The organism is Dyadobacter luteus (assembly GCF_003383615.1).
Lineage (GTDB): Bacteria > Bacteroidota > Bacteroidia > Cytophagales > Spirosomataceae > Dyadobacter > Dyadobacter luteus.
The window spans coordinates 88,221-110,467 of record NZ_QNUL01000003.1; the positions used below are offsets into that span (position 1 = coordinate 88,221).

Genomic DNA, 22,247 nt, shown 5'->3' on the forward strand with positions numbered 1-22,247 from the left:
TTCTGATGCAGGTTTTCGCCTGCTATCTATCCCCATGCACACGCCCTTCCGGTATGTGCCATGGCTCATTTGCTATGTATTTATCCTAAACAGAATATGCTGACTAAAATCATTCAGTTTTCAGTTCAGAACAAACTGATTATAAGCATTTTTGTGTTAATCTGGATTGCCTATGGCACCTACCAGATTACACAATTGCCCATAGATGCAGTGCCTGACATCACCAACAATCAGGTACAAGTAATTACGAATGCCCCTGCGTTAGGGGCAGAAGATGTAGAAAGGCTCATTACGTTTCCCATCGAGCAGGCGCTCAGCAACATTCCCGGACTGCAGGAAAGCCGCAGTATGTCGCGCTTCGGTTTGTCGCTCGTCACGGTTGTTTTCGATGATGATTCGGACATTTACTGGGCCCGGCAACAGGTAACGGAGCGTCTCACCCAGGTAGATATTGGCGAAAACGCAGGCACGCCCCAGCTCGCCCCTCCCACCACAGGTCTGGGCGAAATTTACCAGTACGTACTCAAACCGAAAGCGGGTTTTGAGAGCAAATACAGTCTGGCTGACTTACGTACTACGCAGGATTGGATCGTAAAACGACAGCTGCTCGGCACGCCAGGGGTAGCAGATGTTTCCACTTTCGGAGGCGAACTGAAACAGTATGAAGTTGCTGTGCAGCCAGCCCGGCTCAAAGCGATGAACCTAACAATTTCCGATGTATTCACCGCGCTTAATCGTAACAATCAGAATACTGGTGGAGCTTACATTGAAAAAGGCCCCACAGTTCTCTACATCAGAAGTGTGGGCTTGGCTGGCTCACTGGATGATATTCGCCAGATCGTCGTCAAAACCAATCCTTCCGGCGTGCCTGTACTGATCGGCCATGTGGCTGATGTGCAGTTCGGAGCAGCGGTCCGTTACGGTGCATTAACCATGGCTGGCAAAGGCGAGCTTACCGGTGGAATCGTGATGATGCTCAAAGACGCCAACTCTTCCAAAGTGATTGAAAACGTGAAGAAACGGGTGGCAGAAATCCAGAAAACCTTGCCCGAAGGTCTGGAAATAGAGCCGTTTCTCGACCGTACAAAAATGGTAAGTAACGCCATCAGCACCGTAGAAACCAATTTACTTGAAGGTGCGCTGATTGTTGTATTGATCCTGGTCTTATTTCTGGGAAATCTGCGTGCCGGTTTTATTGTCGCATCCGTGATTCCACTATCCATGCTATTTGCCATCAGCATGATGAATCTTTTCGGTGTAAGCGGTAATCTGATGAGTCTGGGCGCACTGGATTTCGGGTTGATTGTCGACGGAGCTGTGATTATTGTGGAAGCCATTCTGCACCATTTGCATTCGCCGGCAAACCATGGAACGGTTGCACTGACCAAAAAACAAATGGACAAACAGGTAACCGGCTCAGCATCCCGGATGATGAATGCTGCCGTATTCGGGCAGGTTATTATTCTGATTGTGTACCTGCCGATTCTATCTCTATCAGGGATCGAAGGAAAAATGTTCAGACCTATGGCTCAGACCGTTGCCTTCGCCATTATCGGAGCATTTATTCTGTCGCTGACCTACGTCCCAATGATCAGTGCCGTGCTGATCAGCCGCAAAATACCTACTTCCCTGACCTTCGCTGACCAGATCATGCTTCGTCTGGAAAATGGTTACGCCCGCATACTTGCCTCGGCGCTCAACATCAAACGGATTCTTGTAGCTACTTCATTTGCCCTGTTTGCTATTGCGGTCGCCATTTTTGCGCAAATGGGAGGAGAATTTATACCACAGCTCGAAGAAGGCGACTTTGCGACAGAAACACGTTTGCTTGTAGGTACAAACCTGTCGACAACTATTACGGCGTTCAACAAGATCACCGATAAGCTGAAGAAGGACTTTCCTGAAGTAGAAAAAATCGTTTCAAGAATCGGTAGCGCAGAAATTCCTACAGATCCAATGCCGATTGAGGGCGGAGATATGATCATCGTACTGAAAGATAAAAAAGAATGGAAAAGCGCTAAAACCTTTCCTGAAATGGCTGAAAAAATGGCTGCATCTGCACAGCAGGTCGTTCCGGGTGTTTCTACAGGTTTTCAATATCCGGTTCAGATGCGCTTCAACGAACTGATGACAGGCGCCAAGCAGGATGTGGTTTGTAAGATATATGGAGAAGACCTGCCTACACTGGCGCGCTACGCGGAAAAACTTGGTGAGATTTCACGGACAGTGGATGGCACCGCCGACTGGTACATCGAAAAGGTAACTGGTATGCCACAGATTGTGATCGAATACAACCGTAGTGAAATTGCCCGTTATGGTCTGAATATTGATGATGTTAACCGTACAATCAATGCTGCTTTCGCAGGAGCTGTGGCAGGGCAAATTTACGAGGGAGAAAAAAAGTTTGACCTCGTTGTACGTGTTGGTAGCCAAAACCGGAAGAGCATCAAAGATGTAAACGAGCTGTTAATTGCGACGCCGTCCGGAATTCAGTTACCGTTGTATCAGCTTGCATCTGTAAAGGAAATTGAAGGACCGAATCAGATTCAGCGTGAGAATACGCGCCGTCGGATCATCGTAGGTTTCAATGTCAGAGGTAGGGATGTAGAATCGATCGTGGAAGAATTACAAGCTAAGGTCGATCAGCAATTGAAATTTCAGGCGGGCTACACCATTACCTACGGAGGCGCATTCGAAAACCTGCAACAGGCCAAATCAAGGCTTATGATAGCAGTTCCTGTGGCACTTTTGCTCATTTTCGGAATGCTGTACTTTGCCTTTAATTCTGTCAAAGATGGTTTGCTGATCTACACAGCGATTCCGTTATCTGCCATCGGCGGGATTTTCGCACTCGCTGCCAGAGGTATGCCCTTCAGTATTTCTGCAGGTGTTGGATTTATAGCATTATTCGGCGTTGCGGTGTTGAACGGGATTGTTTTGCTTTCTGAGTTCAACCGTATTAAAAAAGAGGGGTTGATATCTGATGCGCTGGAGCTGGTGATGACCGGCACTAAAAACAGACTCAGACCTGTACTCATGACTGCATCGGTTGCGTCTCTCGGCTTTTTGCCGATGGCGCTCAGCAATGGAGCCGGCGCCGAGGTGCAACGCCCTTTGGCAACAGTGGTGATCGGCGGTTTGATCTCCGCAACGCTTCTGACATTGTTTGTTCTGCCTGCCTTGTATCTTTTGATGGACAAAGCCAAACCACTCAGACCGGGAAAGGTGTTGACAGTTATTGCTTTGTTTCTTTTAACTCAATCTGCCTTGTCCGCTCAAAGCGTAAAACCGATAGACCTGCAGACAGCCATACAGATTTCCGTACAAAATAACCTGCAGCTAAAAAGCACCAGGCTGGCCGAAAAATCCAGACAACAGCTGGTTAAGACCGCATTTGACCTTCCTAAAACAAGTATTGATGCCGATTATGGCCAAGTAAGTAGCATTCACAATGACACAAGGTTCGGGATCGGTCAGTCTATCAATTTCCCAACCGTCTACAGCCATCAGCGGAAGAAATTACAAGCCGACTACCACGGTGCCCAGATCGTCTCCGAGCTATCTGAAATGGAAATAAAAGCACAGGTACGCCAGCTCTTTTATGACTACAAGTTGCTGAGTGAAAGAGAGAAATTACTGCAATATGCAGATAGTCTCTACCAGCAGTTCGAAGAACGGTCCAACCTGCGATTTGATCAGGGAGAAACCGATGTACTCGAAAAGACAGCAGCCACTGCCCGAAAACAGCAGATTGCCAACCAGCTGCAATTGCTTTCAGATGACATGCTGATTCTGCTGCGTAGTTTCAATTTTCTGTTGCAGTCGGAAGAGAAATATGTGCCCGCCACTGACAGCAAAACCAGAATAGAACTAGGTACGCTCGCCGGAAATACCGCAACAGACCAATTACCGCAAATGCAACTCGAACACTTCAAACAGCAGTCTGCATTTTATCAGTATAAAACAGAAAAAGCACAGCGCCTGCCTGACTTCAAACTTGGCTACAACAACCAGAGTCTGATTGGAGTACAGCAGATTGCAGGCAATGAGCAGTACTTTTCAGGTTCAAAACGGTTCAGTTATGTGACGGCAGGGATTGGTATTCCATTGTTTTCCAAAGCATTTTCTGCAAGAATAGATGCTGCGAAAACGGAATGGGAAAGAACCACAACAGAAGCCAATCAGACCAAAGCCAGACTGGAAACAGAGCTTTCCAATACAGAAGCGGCGGTTGGGAAATTCCGCAAAAGTCTGTCCTTCTACGAGCAGCAGGCACTCAGCAGTGCAGAGGTGATTATTACCACCGCCAACCAGCAACTGCAAGCCGGTGAGATTGATTATCTACAATGGGTAATTCTTGTTGATCAGGCCATTACGATCAAAAGTCAATATCTGGACGCAATGCTACAGTATAACACGGCCGCCATACAGCTACTCAAACTGAACAACTTATAACAAATTGACATCATGAAACCATACATATTAGGCATCCTGGCAGCGGTAACGTTGGGATGTAACCAATCAAAACAACAGGAAGAACAGGCTCCGGAAATAAGCGCTGACAGCATACAAACTGTACAATTTACTACGGCCCAAATGCAGGCTGCCGACATTCAGATCGGCACGCCTGATGAGCAGATGTTACACGAAGAGCTCGTATTGCAGGGACAAATCGAAGTAGCACCTGAAAACATTGTGAATCTGAGTTTTCCGTTGAGCGGATATCTGCGTTCTGCCAAAGTTTTGCCGGGTTCAAAAGTACATAAAGGCCAGTCGCTGGCCGAAATTGAAGACATGCAGTTTATTCAGTTGCAACAGGACTACCTGACTGCAAAAGAAAGACTTACACTGGCTGAATCTGAATTTGAAAGACATAAAAGCCTGAATACAAGTAAAGCAAGTAGTGACAAGGTTTTCCAACAAGCAAGAACGGAAATGCAGACCCAGCATATTCTTGTCAATTCACTGGCGCAGAAACTGCAGGTGATCGGTATTGATCCAGGTAAACTGAAAGCTGAAAACATCACCAGAACTGTACGCATTACCTCTCCTATCAACGGATACGTCTCCAGAGTATATGTGTCGGCAGGAAAATACACCTCTCCTACCGACCCTCTGTTTGAGCTGATTGATCCGGGCAAAATTCATTTGACCTTACAGGTTTTTGAAAAGGATCTCAACCAGCTTTCCATAGGACAAAAAGTTCTGGCCTATACCAACAACAATCCCGACGATGTGATGGAAGCCGAAGTGGTACTGATCAACAAAAATCTAGATTCCAACCGTATGGCAGAGGTACATTGTCATTTCAAAAAACATAATTCCGTACTGGTTCCGGGAATGTTTATGAATGCCAGAGTTGCCGTTACGGGAGGTAAAGCCCTCACTGTTCCCCAGGAAGCAGTGGTACGTTGGGAAAACGCATTTTATGTTTTTGAAGAGAAAAAACCGGGTATTTTCGAAATGCTGGCAGTAGCTCCGGGCAGGCAGGCGGATGGAAAACAACAACTTGCTGCAGAAGGGCTCAAAACAAGCACGCCTTTAGTGCTAAAAAATGCTTACTCAGTACTGATGAAAATGAAAAATGCGGAAGGTGATGACTAAATCGTAACCTGTCAGTAAACAAAATGACCGAAGCATAAGCAATGTCTGCCCAATGCTTCGGTCATTTATTTTATACCAAAACAGTATCTCCCATATCCTGCGAACCTACAACCACAGACTTTGGAAAACTCAAAAGGAAACGCGAACCACTTTCGGAGAACACTGCAATCTGCCCTTTCGCTTGTTTTGTGAGAGATTTAATAAGCCTTTTACCAAAGGAATCACCCGTTTTCTGCCAGTCTTCCGGCGCAATTCCGGGACCATTATCTCTGATTTCCAGGTACATTTTATCTTCATTCCAAAGACGAATACTCAGCTCTGCTTCTTCCACCTCCTTGTATGCATGTTTGAAGGCATTGGTGGTTAGCTCGTTGATAATCAATCCAATTGGCACAGCAAGTTCCACATCCAGCACAATAGGCTCTATATCAAGGCTCATATTGAACGGATCTTTTTGCCTGAATGATTGCATAAGCCCTGTAGTAAGATCGGCTACGTACTCTTTCATATTCACACCCGTCACATTATCAGTCAGATAAAGCTGATTGTGGATCAGCGACATGGCCTCCACACGCTGCTGTCCCTCCATCACGGCGAGCGCCGCCTTCTGGTCGTCGAGCCGATCTGCTTGCAGCGAAAGAAGACTTGAAACAATGGCAAGGTTGTTCTTGACCCTATGATGCAATTCCTGCATCAGTTCCTTTAGCTGAAAAGATTGTTTGTTGATCTGCTGGTTCGCCGTCTGTAGTGTAGCATTGGTTTCTTCGAGTTTACCATTTACTCTCTTAATGACAACATACTGCCAAACAGCTATGAACAAAACAATGGCTAACAAAAGAATCCCGGCAGTGAGCCAGAATAACTGCAGCCTTCTCTCGGCATTCTCCTGATCCAGCCTTTGTATTTCCTGCTGTTTTTCCTTCACCTGAAATTTCGATTCCGCTTCCACCAATTGCCGGTTGCTTTCGAGATTAAAAATACTATCCCGGTATACGATCCATTTCTGCTGATAATCATATGCTTTATCAAAAGCTTTTCTTTTCACCGCAACTTTGGCCAGAATATCGTACGCCTCGCGATTTAAAACCAGTTTATTGAAGCTTTCAGGAGCTAGTTCCAGCGCCTTTTTTGCGTAAGCCTCTGCCCTGTCCGTATCTCCAACCTGCAGCAACGTCAGTGGCATATTGACATAGATCATTTCCAGCATTTCTTTAAAGTCTGTCTTCTGCGCGTACGCAAGACATTCTTCATACACACGAATTGATTCGTGAAAACGACCGGCATTTTTAAGAATAATTCCCCTGTTAAAAAGTGTTACATAATGATCCTCGCCCATCTTTTTGTATAGGTCTACGGCCTTCTGGTTATAGTCCAGCGCTAAATTAAAATCTCCTCTGATGTCTTCAATTGTGGCCTTGTCCGTATAAAGATTTGCAATCTCATCTTCCATTTTATGATCCTGTGCCAGCTTGAATGCGCGATCTGTATACTGCTGTGCATGTGCCACGTCCCTGGTAGTGATGTAAACCATACTTATTCGCTGAAACGATCGTATTTCCCGCTTCACATCGCCCGACTTACTAAAGCACTCCTGCGCCTTCTGGTAATTGCTGATGGCAGCTGTTTTGTCATTTTGCTGCTTGGCGATGTAGGCGACAGACATATATACTCTGCCCTTAAAACCAATACTGTTTGTCTCTTTCGCAATTCTCCTCAACTCGCCCACTATCTGATCTGCTTCCACAAAATGAAGCTGATCTGCCAGATCTAATACAAATTCTGATAGTTTTTCGAAACGGATACTGTCGGGCTCCGTTTCTATTTTTTTAAGAAAACCCGGAACAGAAGTTTTCGATTGACTGAAAGCAAAAGTGCCAGCCAGCCACAGAAAACAAATTAAAAATGATATAGCACCTTTCATGAATCTCTTTAAGCTATAGGGTAATCGTTACCAGTCAGAATAATCAGTAAGATTACCATTTATATTTTTCCGGTTTGGCAGAATGTAGGTAAACCTCAGGTTCCTGATTGTGAAGTGTGTTATTGAGGTTGTGGCTTGGGATTACCGAGAGGTAAAAAAACTCATAAAGCCATCCTTGTACTGAGCACCCAAGGGAACGACCGTATCACCTATAAAAATCTCCCGGTCATTAAAACCGGTAATTTTTTTCAGATTAACCACGAAAGAACGGTGTACTCTGACAAGCGAAGCAAAGCCCAATTTCTCCTGGGTACCGCTCATCGTCTGCCGAAGGGTCAGTTTCTGATAAGGTGTAATAATGTGGGTGTAGGTATTATCGGCCTGAAGCATGAGAATGTCGGCCAGCGGTATCCTTACAAACTGATAATTGTTTTTAATAAAAACGTGATCATCTGCCAGCAATATAGATTCTTTACCTGCTTCTTTGTCTACAGTTTTTTGTTCCGACAACGAAATTCCAACAGACTTATGACGTGCAAAATTACTCAGGGCTAATTCCACGGCCAGTTTGAGATTGTCGGATCTGACAGGTTTAGAAAGATAGGCAGACGGATATGTTTGTTTGGCCCGTTCTACTGTTTCTCTGTCGGCGAAGGCAGTCAGGTATATGACAGGGACTTCTCTGATTTCTGCTATTTTGTTTACTGTTTCTATTCCATCCCAATCACCTCTGATGTGAATATCGCATAACAGAAGATCTACATGCTGTTGCTGAAAAATGCTCAGCGCCTCCCTCCCGTTATCGACCACATCTACTACCTGATAGCCGCTTGCTTCCAGTAAATCGCTTACATACATTCCAAGTACCGCCTCATCTTCGACGATTAAAATTTGCATTTTCATAGGGTTTACGTAATTCTTAACGTTGAAATTTACCTACAAAATTAATGGCTTTAACATCACTCAAGCCTTATTTCGCATACAATTTCAAATACACTATACCATTTCGCTATACTTTTGAACCGTCAAATGCCAAAAGCATTGGACTAACTAAAATTCAGGGGCATCCATATATACTCAACATAGACCGGGTGTCCCACTTATAATAGTGCCATTCCACATGGTGCGCCTTCCTCCGCTATTTACTCAACGTTAGATCGCCAGCGCCTGAAAACTTCCTTATGATAGGGACAAGAGGGCTGGTGGCGGTTATTTTCCAGGTTTCTCTTCCTAAATACTTTGCAAAGAACAGTGCGACAAATTCCTTCATTTGTGGTTAAAGTCTATATTTGCAGCACAAAGCAAAACCACAAACTATGAAAATCGTTGTACTCGGAGCATCCGGTCAATTAGGAAGCTGCCTGAAAAAGGTCGCTGCAGAAAGAAATATCACTGACATTTCGTTTCCGGGAGAGCAGGAAGCCAACATTCTGGACAGCGATTTGTTAGACAAACTTTTCGCTTCCGAAAAACCTTCCTTTGTGATTAACTGTGCCGCTTATACTGCGGTAGACAAGGCAGAAGATGAACAGGATATTTGCCGAAAAGTCAACCGTGAAGGAGCAGCCAATATTGCACAGGCCTGCGTGAAGTACGATGCTACTCTCATTCACATCTCGACGGATTTCGTTTTTAAAGGAAACGTCCCTCAGCTACTCTCAGAAACGGATCCTGCTGAACCTGAAAATATCTACGGACTCACCAAACTGGAAGGCGAACAGGATATCACACGTATTCTTGAAAAACACTTCACAGTGAGAACCAGCTGGCTATATTCTGAGTTTGGAAACAACTTTGTGAAAACCATGCTTAGACTTGGCAAAGAAAGAGATCAGCTGGGTGTAATCGCCGATCAGACAGGATCGCCAACTTATGCAATTGATCTGGCAGGAGCTATTTTTGACATCATCGCTTCAGACAGCAAGGCTTACGGTATTTATCATTATAGCAATGAAGGAGTTACTTCCTGGTACGATTTTGCCAAAACGATCTTTGATATCAGCAACACAACCGTTAAAGTGAATCCGGTTAAAACATCAGAATATGTGACCAAAGCGGTTCGCCCCGCTTATTCGGTGATGGATAAATCCAAAATAAAAAAAGAATTCAATCTTGATATTCCTTATTGGAGAGACAGCCTGGCGGTGTGTATTTCGCGCTTGTAACAGGAATTTGAAATCATAAAAATTGCCCGATACATTCATTTGTATCGGGCAATTTGCCTAAAAAGGCGGTATCTGTTAAAGGTTCACACCTCCGGATACTTCTATCCTCTGCGCATTCACCCATTTGGCATCATCTGTACAAAGGAAGGCCACTACCCCACCAATATCGTCTGGCAAACCCACGCGGCCCAGTGCGGTAAGGCTTGCAATATGCTGGTTCACATGTTCATTATCCCTGACAACCCCACCGCCAAAATCTGTTTCAATTGCGCCTGGTGCGACCACATTCACTCTGATTCCACGGCTTCCAAGTTCTTTTGCCTGGTAACGCGTCAGTGTCTCCACTGCTCCTTTCATACTTCCGTAAGCACTGTATCCGGGATTGGAAAAACGTGCCAGACCGGATGAAAGATTCACGATCCCGCCGCCATCGTTCATATGTGCCAGTGCGGTCTGCGTCAGGAAGAATACTCCTTTGAAATGGATGTTCATCAGCAGATCAAAACTTTCTTCGGTGGTTTCTGTAAAGGCACTGTTGATACCGATGCCGGCATTATTGATCAGGAAGTCAAATCGTTCCGTTTCAAACTTCTCTTTTAATGTATTTTGAAGAGATTCAAAAAATGCAGGGAATCCTTTCGTATCGCCCGCATTCAATTCCAAAGCAGCTGTACGCTGCCCCAGCGCCTCAATCTCACGCACCACTTCAAGGGCATGGTCGCGCTGACTTTGGTAGGTCAATACTACATCTAACCCTTTTTTGGCCAGACTAAGCGCCATATTTTTTCCTAATCCACGGCTGCCGCCAGTTACCAATGCTATTTTATTACTTGCCATTTTTGTCTTATCGTTTTTTTGTTTTTGATAATACAAAGGTGTGCATTCGGCGCAAATCTGAGTTTGCGCGTTTCAATCAGATATTTGCAAAAATCAAATCACTAGCTCCGATATGCCATTGGCGAAAGTTGCGTATGCTTTCTGAAAAAATTGGAAAAATGAGCAAGCTGCTCAAAACCCAGGCAATACGAGATCTCGGAAACATTCCAACTTGTCTGCTTTAGGATAATCTTGGCTTCCCGTACCACTCGTTCAGCAATCAGATCTGTAGTGGTATGTCCTGTATTTTCTTTAAGCACTTTGTTGAGATGATTCACATGTACCGCAAGTGCATCTGCAAAATCTTTAGCGGTTCTTAATCGAAGCTGCTGATCCACAGATTCAATAGGAAACTGCCTCTCGAGTAATTCCAGAAAAAGAGAACTCACTCTGGCTGATGCGTTATGTGGAGGATAAAGGGCCGTCGCAGGCTGCAGTTTCTGACCATAATGAATCAGTTCCTGCAAATAGTTTCTGAGCAAATCATATTTGAAAGCATAATCGGACACGAGCTCTTTCTGCATTTTTTCAAAAACAATTCTCAGTTCCTCTGTCTGTGAATTAGTTAGTTCAAAGACAGGATAACCACCCGATTTAAAAAGTGGCAGATCATCAAGCACAATACCGCTATTGGCTGGTGTAAGAAATTCGGATGTAAAAATGCAGAATTGGCCAGTCTGCTGGTCATCATAAGGCAGGTAATGATAGGGAATCTTAGGGGTCGCAAACAACAACGCACTTTTTTCAATCTCAATCACTTTGTCTGCATACTCGGCCCTATTGCGCCCAATGATCAGACTGATCTTGTAATAGGCACGGCGGTCGTAGGGCATACTGGATTTCCCTCCGGCCTTCTTTTGCAGGTCAGCAATTCTGAATACATTGAAATGCCCGATCTGATTCCCTATTTCAGCAGGAAAACGCTGGGTAATTTCATCATAAAAATCCTGCAAAGATGTCGGCTTCATATTTCTATCATTTGTAAAATTCAAATGTAGAAAAAAATCACCTGCTCTTAAACCTTTACAGTGAAATGAACCGAGCGTAACAGAAATAGTAGTCCTGTTACCATCACTACGCTTGCAAATACCAGTAGCTCAGGCATGCCACCAATATAAATTCCTGACATCGAGCCAATCCCCTGAATCATCAGAAATATCTCATTGCATATTACGCCGGCTACGAAGGCAATGAGTCCTGTTTTTCCCGTTCTTCGCACTGTCAAAACCTGCTGATTGTAAAACCATCCGATCAGAAACAAGGAGATAATACCCAATAGCACCAGATGCAGATATGCAATCACTACAGGTCTTAACCCACAAGCAAGAGTAGCAATGTCCGGATGAGCAGAAACGGTCTGCAGGCTGAATTTGATAGTTCCGGCTAAGAGCACAAAAGAAAAAAGCCACAACACTTTGAGAGGCAGTATTGCCATAAGTTGTCCTTTAATCCTGAGGATGCCATTCACGAATATCAGCCACGCTCCTGCCTGCAGGAGTGCCACACTGATGCTAACTGCATGCAGATAGTTCGGAAAATGCATCCAGTTAACAGATAACAAATAAGAAGGAATGCAGCAGGCAATAAGGATCCGACTGATGTTTCCTGAGTCTTTCAAAGCAAGATTGTTCAACGACAACCAATAATGGAACAAACCCAAACATGCCAGCAAAAACCAGCCATTGTACTGAAAATGAAGATAAAAGTATACAGATGCAAGTCGTAATTCGGTATTTTGAGGTTGCGTTGCCATGGTATAAGCCAGTGAAAATGTTCCCAATGCAGACAACATGTTGAACAACATAGCGGCATGCATGTACTTCCACCAAACCGAATGCTGATCTCCGGCGTACATATCCTTTCTACAGAATATATAAAAAATGACACTGATAAAAATCGTTAGCGTAGAGAACACAATAGAAACCGGAGCATAACCCTGGAGAAAAAAGCTGATCAGCATGCCGTAGGAGCAAAACAGATTACCTACCAGAAGGTAATTGTAGCGTACCGGCAAAATCCCGGAATTTTTTTTAGCCAATATGGCCAGCGCAATACACAGCATCAGCGATTGCGTGATCCATCCTGAAAAGGCAAAATGTGAGTGTGCGTGCAGTGTGAAACGCTGGTCGACCCATGGAAGCTCCCAGACTATTTTCAGCCTCATCAAAAGTCCGAGACTTGCTACTATAACCAGATTTAAAATACTAATTGCCGCCCATTGACTGGCCTTCAACGATTTAAACATAACCTCATCAGTTTGGAATCTGCACGCTACACAATCGACTGGCGCGACTTACAGCAACTGGTTTCGTTTTCAGAAGTCAGAAAAACTTTCCCTTTCACAATACTTACTTTACCCTTGTTTTCCAGCGCCTTGGTCGCTCTGATGATCGTCTCCACGCGCATGCCCGTCAGGTTCGCAATTTGCTGCCGGGTAAGTAAAAGCTTGTTACATTCCTGGCAAACCTTGTTACTATGTTTTTGCAGATAATGGAATAATTTATCGACAGTCTGCTCAGGCGAATTTCCTGCCAGTTCACGGATCAGAAACAGCTTAAATCTCAGCTTTTCAGCAAACATTTTATTGAACCGAATACTGATTGACGGATCATCCTGCAGCATCTGGCGAAACGCTGCCGAGGGAAGTCGGAGTATTACACAATCTGTGAGCGCCACCGCAGAACACGCATAAGGCATCTGATCAAATAGTACCAGCTCACCAAATGACTCACCAGGCCAAACCAGTTCCTGCAATATCTCCTTTCCATCATCATTGAAATTCGACCAGCAGACCCGCCCTTCTACCAACTGATGATAATAGTGGCCTGTGTCACCTTCGAGAAAAATGATTTCGCTTGCAGATACCTTCTTGTAAGTTGCTCCGTAGCGCACCAGCAAATCAGTTTGAATCATCATAGTCATAACGCTTTTACGCCCAAACTTAATCCTATTACAAACCAGGTGTGATGATTAATCCCATAACCAATACTGACATAAGTCACTATTAAATAATAGTCTGATTATCAAATAATTAAATAACAAAACAACCTTTTAACAGGGCTATTTCCTCAAATCATAAACTGCGGAAAACCGTTTATGCGTACACGCATAAAAACCGGCAAAAGTGGCTGATACATTTGCAACAGACAGTCATCAGTCAGGCTGAGAAACTGTTTGATGAAACAATTTTTCACCCAAATGTTACCACAATGAAAAAGACCATGCTTCTGATATTCGGCGCCGTTATGCTATATGCATGCGGACAGAAAACCGAGCAAAGCGGAGAAAGCACAGCAGCCGAGCAAAAGCCCAAAACTGAGGAATACGACCCGCAGCGAGGCGAAGGAAAATTCGACAAAGTTGAAATATCCGATAACCTTGATGCCGCTATGGCTGCCAGCGGGAAACAGGTATTTGATATGAAGTGCTCTGCCTGCCACAAACTGACTGATGAAAAGCTGGTCGGGCCAGGCTGGAAAGGTGTCAGTACCAAACACAAACCTGAGTGGCTGATGAACTTCATTACAAACCCTGATGCGATGATTGATAAGGATCCACAGCTACAGGCGCAGCTCGAACTTTGTCTTGTACGAATGCCAAATCAAAATCTTACGGATGACGATGCCCGCCACATTCTTGAATTCATGCGGCAGAATGACGGAGTGAAGTAGTTGGCAATCGGCTTTCGGCAATCAGCTATCGGCTTTTAAAAAATGTAATGTATCAAATGTAACCTCTATTAGGACCTACGAGCTGACGGCCGAAAGCCGACTGCCGAAAGCCCTAAAAATATTTACCAACCCATAAAATTATGAAACCAATAAAATATGTCCTTGGCGTTGCTTCCTTAGCGCTTCTTGCCAGTGGAATCCAATCTTGCAAACCCAAAAGCGCCGATACGGCAATTAGTGGTGATGCCGCTGCCAAAACTTACGTAGCTCCCGGCCAGTACGACGAATTCTATAATTTTGTTTCAGGCGGTTTCAGTGGCCAGCTGTCGGTATATGGTATTCCGTCGGGGCGTTTGCTCCGGGTCATTCCTGTGTTCTCACAGGATCCTGAAAAAGGATGGGGCTTCAGCGAAGAAACGAAGCCTATGCTAAATACCTCTCACGGAAATGTACCCTGGGATGATTTGCACCACGTTCAACTTTCCAAAACCAATGGAGAAAATGACGGAAGATGGGTGTTTGTGAATGGAAACAACACGCCTCGTCTGGCACGGATTGACCTCAAAACTTTCCGTACTGCGGAGATATTGGAACTGCCCAACAGCGGAGGAAATCACTCTTCACCTTTTATCACAGAAAACACCGAGTACGTAGTTGCAGGAACACGTTTCAGCGTACCGCTGGACGAATCTGATGGCGATGTGCCTATTAACACCTACAAGAAAAACTTTAAGGGAACGCTCAGTTTTGTGAGTGTAGACCAAAAGGATGGCAACATGGATATCGCTTTTCAGATCGAAACGCCAGGCGTGAATTTTGACCTGAGTCGTTCCGGAAAAGGCCCGTCACACGGCTGGTTCTTCTTCTCCTGCTACAATACCGAACAGGCCAATACATTATTGGAGGTAAATGCGTCCAAAAATGACAAGGACTTTATTATGGCTGTTAACTGGAAAAAAGCGGAGGAATACCTGAAAGCAGGTAAAGGAAGAAAAACCAAAGTAAAATATGCACATAACAAGTACAGCGAAGAAAGCCACACCTCCACTTCGGAAATCAAAAATGAAGTTGTCGTATTGAGCTCAAAAGAATTGAAAGACCTGTGTTATTTCATTCCTTGCCCGAAATCGCCGCACGGAATTGATATTGACCCTACGGGCGAATACATGGTAAGCAGCGGTAAACTAGCAGCTCTGATTCCCGTTTTCTCATTCAGCAAAATGATTAAAGCGATTGAGAACAAAACTTTTGAAGGCGATTACAATGGCATTCCGGTGATCAAATACGAGGCAGCTTTATATGGAGAGGTTCAGAAACCAGGGTTGGGACCTTTGCATACCGAATTTGACGGCAGAGGAAATGCAGTAACGACTATGTTCGTCTCTTCAGAAATCGTGAAATGGAACATCAAGGATCTGAAGGTAATCGACCGCCAACCTGTTTACTATTCCCCTGGTCACCTGATGATTCCCGGCGGAGATTCGAAAAAACCGGACGGCAAATACCTGATTGCTTATAATAAAATCACCAAAGACCGCTTCCTGCCCACCGGACCTGAACTGGCTCAAAGTGCGCAACTATTTGATATTTCGGGAGACAAAATGCAACTGATTCTGGACTTCCCAACAATTGGAGAACCGCACTATGCGCAGGCGATCAGGGCAGATAAAGTAAAAGAGCAGTCGGTAAAAACCTTCAAACTCGAAGCAAACAAGCACCCTTATGTGTCCAAAGGCGAAGGAGAAACCAAAGTCGTGCGCGACAAAAACAAGGTGCATGTGTACATGACTGCCATCCGCTCCCACCTTACTCCCGACAATATTGAGGGGATCAAAATCGGTGATGAGGTCTACTTCCACGTAACCAATCTCGAACAGGACTGGGATGTTCCTCACGGGTTTGCTGTAAAGGGTGCAAACAACGGAGAACTGCTTGTGATGCCGGGAGAAACGCAGACACTGAAATGGGTTCCCGATCGTGTGGGTATTTTCCCCATTTACTGCACAGACTTCTGCAGTGCATTGCACCAGGAAATGTCAGGATATGTACGCGTATCACCAGCTGGTAGCAAGGTCGCATTGGTAGGAAACACAGGTACCAACCTGCCTGCTGAATAAAAGGTTTGAAAACAGTCTGTACGTGAGAAATCCCACTCACGTACAGACATTCCCGAACCTATTTTTCATTAAAAGCAAACACCATGAAAGCGAATCAAATGCTTGGTTTTCACAGGATTTTACTGGTCTTCTGCGGAATAGCACTGCTGCTGGTAAACTACTTCCCGATATGGCGTATCGAACTGGATGCACCACAATATCCGGAAGGACTCGAACTGCTTATTTTCAGTAATAAACTGGCTGGAAATGTTGACATCATCAACGGATTAAACCACTACATCGGCATGAAGACACTTCATACAAATGACTTCATCGAGTTCAGTGTACTGCCCTATCTGGTGATTTTTTTCGCGGCTGCATTTGTGCTTGCGGGAGTATGGGGGAAACGTTGGAGTGGGTATATTGTGCTGGTTCTTTTTGCGATGTTTGGTGTAGCAGCCATGGTTGACTTCTGGTTGTGGGAATATGATTACGGCCATAATCTGAGTCCGGATGCTGCCATTAAAGTTCCGGGGATGTCGTACCAACCTCCGCTGATCGGTTTCAAACAATTACTCAATTTTGGCGCTTACAGTATCCCCGCGGCCGGAGGCTGGATCTTCATTATGACCGGAGTGGTGGCGGCTTACTGCATGGTAAGTGAATGGCTGGCCACCCGCAAAGCGCTTACCATTTCACACACAGCGCGTTTGGTATTGTCCACACTTACTCTTTATGCAGGACTTTCAATCGCACAATCCTGCGGCCCGCGTGGCGCAGAACCGATACGTGCCGGGGTAGATGCCTGTGCGCATTGTAAAATGACGATCAGCGATCTTCGGTTTGGCTGTGAGTTTACTTCAAAAAAAGGAAGAGCATTCAAATTCGACGATCTGCAATGCATGACTTCGTTCGTAAAGCAAGATGGCGTGAGCAAGGCTGAAATCGAAACATTTTATCTGCCCGACTTCACGACTAACGAGCTGTCAGAAGCACACCAAATGCACATCCTCCATAGCGAAGATCTAAGGAGTCCGATGGGAGGAAATTACGCTACTTTCAAAATGAAAGCAGATTTAAAAAATGCGCAGGAAAAGTTTTTTGGTGAGGTGGTGAAGTGGGAGGATTTGAGTAAGTGATTATGAAACCTCGAAACTTGTCTGCTTAACACAACAGACTTGTCAGACTGAGCATATCAACCGACCTGTCAGGCTGAGAGCTCAGGGTGACAGCGCTTACGAACGTACCCTTGTCAAAAATAAAATTCAAAACAAACCACCATGCTCAAAACCACTCAAAATATCGTCCTCCTCTTATGTCTGTGGTTAACAGCAGGGCTTGCCACGCAATTACTGGCTGGCACGATCCGGGTGGGAAAAATGCGTGCAATAAAGAGCATACGTACAGGCATTGGCATTGCAAAATCAGGTGACACAGTTTTGGTGGACAAAGGCCTGTATCGAGAAGGAAACATTATCATTGATAAACCTATCCATCTGACCGGCATGCAGCGACCGGTACTCGACGGACAGAATAAATATGAAATCATATCCATCAAATCAGATCATGTAACTGTAGACGGCTTTGTTGTAAAAGCATCCGGCCAGTCATCCATGCAGGATATTGCCGGGATCAGGATTTATAACAAACGTGATGTTACAATCAAAAACAATATACTGGAAGACAACTTTTTCGGCATATATCTACAGCAAGCGCACAATTGCCTGATTACGGGCAATAAACTCAGAGCTCACGGAAAAGCTGAACATCTGATTGGCAATGGTATTCATAGCTGGAAAAGCGATAGTCTGACCATCAAGGGCAACCGCATAGAAGGTCACCGGGACGGTATCTATCTGGAATTCACCACCAACACTCAGGTCCGGCAGAATACAAGTCATGGTAATCTGCGGTACGGTCTGCACTTCATGTTTGCACATCATAATACCTATACACACAATACATTCAGTAGCAACGGGGCAGGCGTGGCAGTGATGTACACGCACCATGTACATATGAAAAACAACATTTTCAAAGACAACTGGGGCGATTCGGCATACGGTATTTTACTCAAAGAAATCTCAGACAGCGATATTGAAAATAACCGTTTTGAGGCCAATACATCGGCCATATTTATGGAGGGCGCCTCCCGGGTACGTATCAAAAACAACATTTTCAATGCGAATGGGTGGGCGTTAAAAATTCAGGCAAGTTGTATGGAAAATCAAATTGAGAAGAATAATTTCCTCGGCAACACCTTCGATGTAGCGACAAACAGCTCACTGGTGCTCAACACTTTCGATTCCAATTACTGGGATAAATATGAAGGTTACGATTTAGACAAGAATGGTATCGGAGATATTCCCTACCGACCGGTAAGCTTGTATTCGATGATTGTAGAGCGCTTCCCTCCTGCCATGATCCTTTTCAGAAGTTTCATGGTCACACTTCTGGACCGAACTGAAAAAATGATTCCCGGCATGACGCCCGAACAACTCAAAGACTCAACTCCTGCGATGAAACCTGTGCAACTATGATTTCTGTAAAAAATATTTCTAAACGTTTCGGCAAATTTCAAGCCCTGGATGACATTTCCTTCCAATGTGAAAGAGGCCAATGTATTGCGCTGATCGGCTCTAACGGAAGCGGTAAAACGACAATCATCAAAACCATATTAGGTATGGTCATTCCAGATAAAGGTATAATCGAATTTGAAGGAAAAAGCATTGCAAATGACTGGACTTACCGTAACGACATTGGTTACATGCCACAAATCGGCCGTTATCCTGAAAATATGACCATCGGTCAGGTGTTGGACATGATCAGTGACATCCGTAAAATACCTGAAAAAAGCCTGGATCAGGAACTTTACGAAGCATTCAGGATCGGGAATTTGCTGAACAAAAAAATGGGCACGCTTTCCGGCGGAACCCGGCAAAAAGTCAGTGCCTGTCTGGCATTTATGTTCAACTCGAAGGTGTTGATTCTGGACGAACCTTCGGCAGGTCTGGATCCTATCTCTTCTGAAATTCTAAGAGACAAAATTCTCTCTGAAAAGAAGAAAAACAAACTGGTTATCATCACTTCTCATATTCTGAGCGAACTGGATGATCTGGTCACGAATATAATTTATGTGCAGGATGGCAACATCAGGTTTCACGAGTCCATACACGCATTGCAAAGAGAAACAGGAGAGGAAAAACTATCACGTGTGATTACGAGCATGCTTCGCCAGGAAGATGCAAAGCAAAACGGGGTTCAGCCAAAAGCATTAAAAGATCAATGGTTATGAAAAAGATGATTAAATACATCGTTGCAGATATTCTGCAAAGCCGCATTATGATTGCCTACACGATCATTCTGCTGGTCATATCATTCTCTGTTTTCGCGATTGAAGACAACCCCGCCAAAGGCATATTGAGCCTTCTGAACATAATTCTGTTTATTGTCCCTTTGGTAAGTATCATATTTTCAACCATATATATCTATAACAGCAGTGAGTTCATAGAACTGCTCGTCAGCCAGCCGTTACAAAGAAACGCTATCTGGCTCAGTATGTTCGCGGGTTTATCCTTATCGCTAAGCCTTGCTTTTTTACTTGGATCAGGTATTGTGATCCTTGTCTATGCCTGGTCGGCTACCGGGTTTATCATGCTTGCTTCGGGAATATTGCTGTCCAACGTGTTTGTCGCTGTCTCGCTTCTGGCATCTGTACGTATCCGCGACAAAGCCAGGGGAATCGGTGCTGCAATCATGCTCTGGCTCTATTTCGCTATGCTGTTTGATACCCTTGTACTTTTTCTTCTGCTCCAATTTTCAGACTACCCCATCGAAAACAGCGTAGTAGCACTTACAGCTCTAAACCCTATCGACCTGAGCCGCGTGCTTATTCTGCTACGCATTGACGTGTCCGCCATGATGGGATATACAGGAGCTATTTTCCGTGATTTTTTTGGCAGTACCAGTGGTATGCTCATCGCACTAGCCATGATGCTGACCTGGATCGGCTTGCCCGCTTACATTTCCACTGCCCGGTTCAGAAGTAAAGACCTTTAAAACAACTACATATTTCAATTAACCATTCACTTTTAATTTTCATACCATGCAAACCATACCCACCATTGATGTAACAGTTATTGAGCCAAGACTGAAACACCCAACCATCTTCCAGAATTTTGATGCGCTTAGCGGCGGTGAAGCATTTATCATCTTTAACGATCATGATCCCAAACCGCTCTATTATCAACTTCTCGGAGAAAGAGGAGATATCTTTACCTGGGAATATCTTCAGCAGGGTCCCGAATACTGGCAGGTTAAGATTGAGAAAAAAGCCGCTTCATTAACAGAACAGACCGTCGGGCAAATTGCTTCGCAGGACATCAGAAAGGCCGATGCTTTCAAGAAACTCGGAATTGATTTTTGCTGTGGTGGCAAAAAGAAACTGAAAGATGCACTACGGGATGCAGGAGTGACAGAACAGCAATTGCAACAGGCGCTGGATGAAAGCGCCCAACTACCGGCTACTCAGTTACCCCTGAATTTCAGCAGCTGGCAACCTGCTTTCCTGGCTGACTATATCACCAACGTCCACCATAGTTATGTACGCGAAAGCGGGCCAATCATTGCCGGCCTGGCCAATAAGGTTGCCAATCGCCATGGCGATCATCATCCCGAGCTCTTCGCGCTTGCAGAGCAGGTTCATTTGCTACTCTCAGATCTTTACAAACATTTGGTGAAAGAGGAAACAATTTTGTTCCCCGCTATCAAAGCACTGGCTTCAGCTAAAAATGCGGGGGATCTGCAGGATGTAATCAGTGTTAGTTCAGCTATTGAACTCATGGAGGCCGAACACGAATCAGCGGGTGATGATCTGAGAAATCTGCGCAAGATCAGTAATCAATACCAGTTGCCACAAGGGGCATGTAATTCATACACCTATTTGTTCGAAAAGCTGAAAGAATTTGAAAATGACCTCTTTAATCACATTCACCTGGAAAACAATATTCTGTTCCCGAAAGCACTCAAAATCCAGCAGCAAACACTCAGCGCAGTAGCCTGATCATCCAAGCCGAATCACCATGGTCACCATCACCAATCGTACCAGGATCTCAGAGATCATCAAAGCCAATCCGGATAGCATTGACGTTATCGCGGCAATAGCCAAACCGCTTCAAAAACTAAAAAATCCCCTGCTCCGGAAAATTATGGCGCCAAGGGTTACCCTGGAAGAAGCAGCTTCTATTGGTGGTTGTGACCCTGGTGATATCATCGGCGCACTGATCCCGCTGGGATTTAAACACATACCATTTAATACAGAAAATGATATGAATGAAGAAGAAAAGAAACCTAAGTGGCTTTTATCTGTACCACAGGACATGATTACGGAATTGGACGTACGGCCTGTCATTGAGCACGGGCAGGATCCCCTTAAGCAAATCATTGAAAAATTCGGAGCATTGCGCGACGGACAGATATTATGCATTATCAATTCCTTTGTACCCTATCCGCTCATCAATTTACTGTCAAAACAGTCTCTGACCTATACAGAACAGAGTGAGGAAGCATCCACGCATTACACCTGGTTTCTGAAAAGGCAGAGACATGAAGATGTTCAGGAAACCTCAGTTGCAGGTATTCACATGGAGGATGAAGATTCATTTGGAAGAATCCTGTCCAATTTCGATGAAAAACAGCTTGTACGAATTGATGTCCGCTCATTGCCCATGCCTGAGCCCATGCAGGTTATTTTGCAGGAACTGAAATCTCTGCCTTCTGGTCATGCGCTTTACGTCTACCATAAAAAGGTTCCCGTTTACCTGCTGGAGGAGATTCGTCATGAAACTTTCACCATTCACATTCTGGACTTGGGTGTTGGTGAAGTGAGGCTTTTAATTTATAAATGAGGCCCCTGCAA

Annotated in this window: 17 protein-coding genes; 11 read left to right on the forward strand and 6 right to left on the reverse strand. The window is 44.7% G+C overall.

Features of this window, described 5'->3' with window-relative positions; translation table 11 throughout:
* Window positions 1-96: 96 nt before the first annotated feature.
* On the forward strand, window positions 97-4,455 hold the full coding sequence (locus DSL64_RS05475) for a CusA/CzcA family heavy metal efflux RND transporter (RefSeq protein ID WP_115829658.1): 4,359 nt from the start codon (window positions 97-99) through the stop codon (window positions 4,453-4,455).
* Between the two features lie 12 nt (window positions 4,456-4,467).
* Window positions 4,468-5,604 carry an efflux RND transporter periplasmic adaptor subunit gene (locus DSL64_RS05480; protein WP_115829659.1) on the forward strand — a complete coding sequence of 379 codons (1,137 nt, stop codon included), beginning with the start codon at window positions 4,468-4,470 and terminating at the stop codon, window positions 5,602-5,604.
* 70 nt (window positions 5,605-5,674) lie between these two features.
* Here DSL64_RS05480 and DSL64_RS05485 read toward each other — a convergent pair whose 3' ends face one another.
* Together DSL64_RS05485 and DSL64_RS05490 are read right to left on the reverse strand one after the other, a co-directional pair.
* On the reverse strand, window positions 5,675-7,525 hold the full coding sequence (locus DSL64_RS05485; RefSeq protein ID WP_115829660.1) for a histidine kinase dimerization/phosphoacceptor domain -containing protein: 1,851 nt from the start codon (window positions 7,523-7,525) through the stop codon (window positions 5,675-5,677).
* A gap of 141 nt (window positions 7,526-7,666) precedes the next feature.
* The gene (locus tag DSL64_RS05490; RefSeq protein WP_229216972.1) at window positions 7,667-8,422 is read right to left on the reverse strand and encodes a response regulator; all 756 of its coding nucleotides are present in this window, start codon (window positions 8,420-8,422) and stop codon (window positions 7,667-7,669) included.
* A gap of 419 nt (window positions 8,423-8,841) precedes the next feature.
* Between DSL64_RS05490 and rfbD the strand changes: the two genes are divergently transcribed.
* Window positions 8,842-9,690: a dTDP-4-dehydrorhamnose reductase gene (rfbD, locus tag DSL64_RS05495; RefSeq protein WP_115829662.1), complete on the forward strand. Its 849-nt coding sequence runs from the start codon at window positions 8,842-8,844 to the stop codon at window positions 9,688-9,690.
* 75 nt (window positions 9,691-9,765) lie between these two features.
* Here the strand turns inward: rfbD and DSL64_RS05500 are convergent, their stop codons facing one another.
* The 4 genes from DSL64_RS05500 to DSL64_RS05515 all read right to left on the reverse strand — a co-directional run bounded on the left by DSL64_RS05500 (window position 9,766) and on the right by DSL64_RS05515 (window position 13,482).
* Window positions 9,766-10,527: an SDR family NAD(P)-dependent oxidoreductase gene (locus DSL64_RS05500; RefSeq protein WP_115829663.1), complete on the reverse strand. Its 762-nt coding sequence runs from the start codon at window positions 10,525-10,527 to the stop codon at window positions 9,766-9,768.
* Window positions 10,528-10,628: 101 nt separating this feature from the next.
* Complete coding sequence (locus tag DSL64_RS05505) at window positions 10,629-11,534, reverse strand: helix-turn-helix domain-containing protein (RefSeq protein ID WP_115829664.1); 906 nt, start codon at window positions 11,532-11,534, stop codon at window positions 10,629-10,631.
* 47 nt (window positions 11,535-11,581) lie between these two features.
* A complete protein-coding gene (locus DSL64_RS05510; protein ID WP_115829665.1) occupies window positions 11,582-12,811 on the reverse strand; it encodes a hypothetical protein in 1,230 nt (409 codons plus the stop codon).
* 26 nt (window positions 12,812-12,837) lie between these two features.
* Window positions 12,838-13,482 (reverse strand): Crp/Fnr family transcriptional regulator, encoded by a 645-nt coding sequence (locus tag DSL64_RS05515; RefSeq protein WP_158547883.1) that lies wholly within the window; start codon window positions 13,480-13,482, stop codon window positions 12,838-12,840.
* Window positions 13,483-13,775: 293 nt separating this feature from the next.
* Here DSL64_RS05515 and DSL64_RS05520 point away from each other — a divergent pair, with 293 nt between their 5' ends.
* From DSL64_RS05520 to DSL64_RS05555, 8 genes are all read left to right on the forward strand, one after another.
* The gene (locus DSL64_RS05520; protein ID WP_115829667.1) at window positions 13,776-14,237 is read left to right on the forward strand and encodes a c-type cytochrome; all 462 of its coding nucleotides are present in this window, start codon (window positions 13,776-13,778) and stop codon (window positions 14,235-14,237) included.
* Between the two features lie 140 nt (window positions 14,238-14,377).
* Window positions 14,378-16,354 (forward strand): Sec-dependent nitrous-oxide reductase, encoded by a 1,977-nt coding sequence (gene nosZ, locus DSL64_RS05525; protein ID WP_115829668.1) that lies wholly within the window; start codon window positions 14,378-14,380, stop codon window positions 16,352-16,354.
* Window positions 16,355-16,437: 83 nt separating this feature from the next.
* Window positions 16,438-17,472 carry a nitrous oxide reductase accessory protein NosL gene (locus tag DSL64_RS05530; RefSeq protein ID WP_115829669.1) on the forward strand — a complete coding sequence of 345 codons (1,035 nt, stop codon included), beginning with the start codon at window positions 16,438-16,440 and terminating at the stop codon, window positions 17,470-17,472.
* A gap of 141 nt (window positions 17,473-17,613) precedes the next feature.
* Window positions 17,614-18,870, forward strand: coding sequence for a nitrous oxide reductase family maturation protein NosD (locus tag DSL64_RS05535; RefSeq protein WP_115829670.1), 1,257 nt, complete (start codon window positions 17,614-17,616; stop codon window positions 18,868-18,870).
* Window positions 18,867-19,625: an ABC transporter ATP-binding protein gene (locus tag DSL64_RS05540; RefSeq protein ID WP_115829671.1), complete on the forward strand. Its 759-nt coding sequence runs from the start codon at window positions 18,867-18,869 to the stop codon at window positions 19,623-19,625. The genes DSL64_RS05535 and DSL64_RS05540 overlap by 4 nt, the downstream gene beginning before the upstream one ends.
* Window positions 19,622-20,389 (forward strand): ABC transporter permease, encoded by a 768-nt coding sequence (locus DSL64_RS05545; RefSeq protein ID WP_115829672.1) that lies wholly within the window; start codon window positions 19,622-19,624, stop codon window positions 20,387-20,389. The genes DSL64_RS05540 and DSL64_RS05545 overlap by 4 nt, the downstream gene beginning before the upstream one ends.
* A 46-nt stretch (window positions 20,390-20,435) precedes the next feature.
* A complete protein-coding gene (ric, locus tag DSL64_RS05550) occupies window positions 20,436-21,392 on the forward strand; it encodes an iron-sulfur cluster repair di-iron protein (protein ID WP_115829673.1) in 957 nt (318 codons plus the stop codon).
* Between the two features lie 19 nt (window positions 21,393-21,411).
* Window positions 21,412-22,236 (forward strand): DUF2249 domain-containing protein, encoded by an 825-nt coding sequence (locus DSL64_RS05555; protein WP_115829674.1) that lies wholly within the window; start codon window positions 21,412-21,414, stop codon window positions 22,234-22,236.
* Window positions 22,237-22,247: the final 11 nt, after the last annotated feature.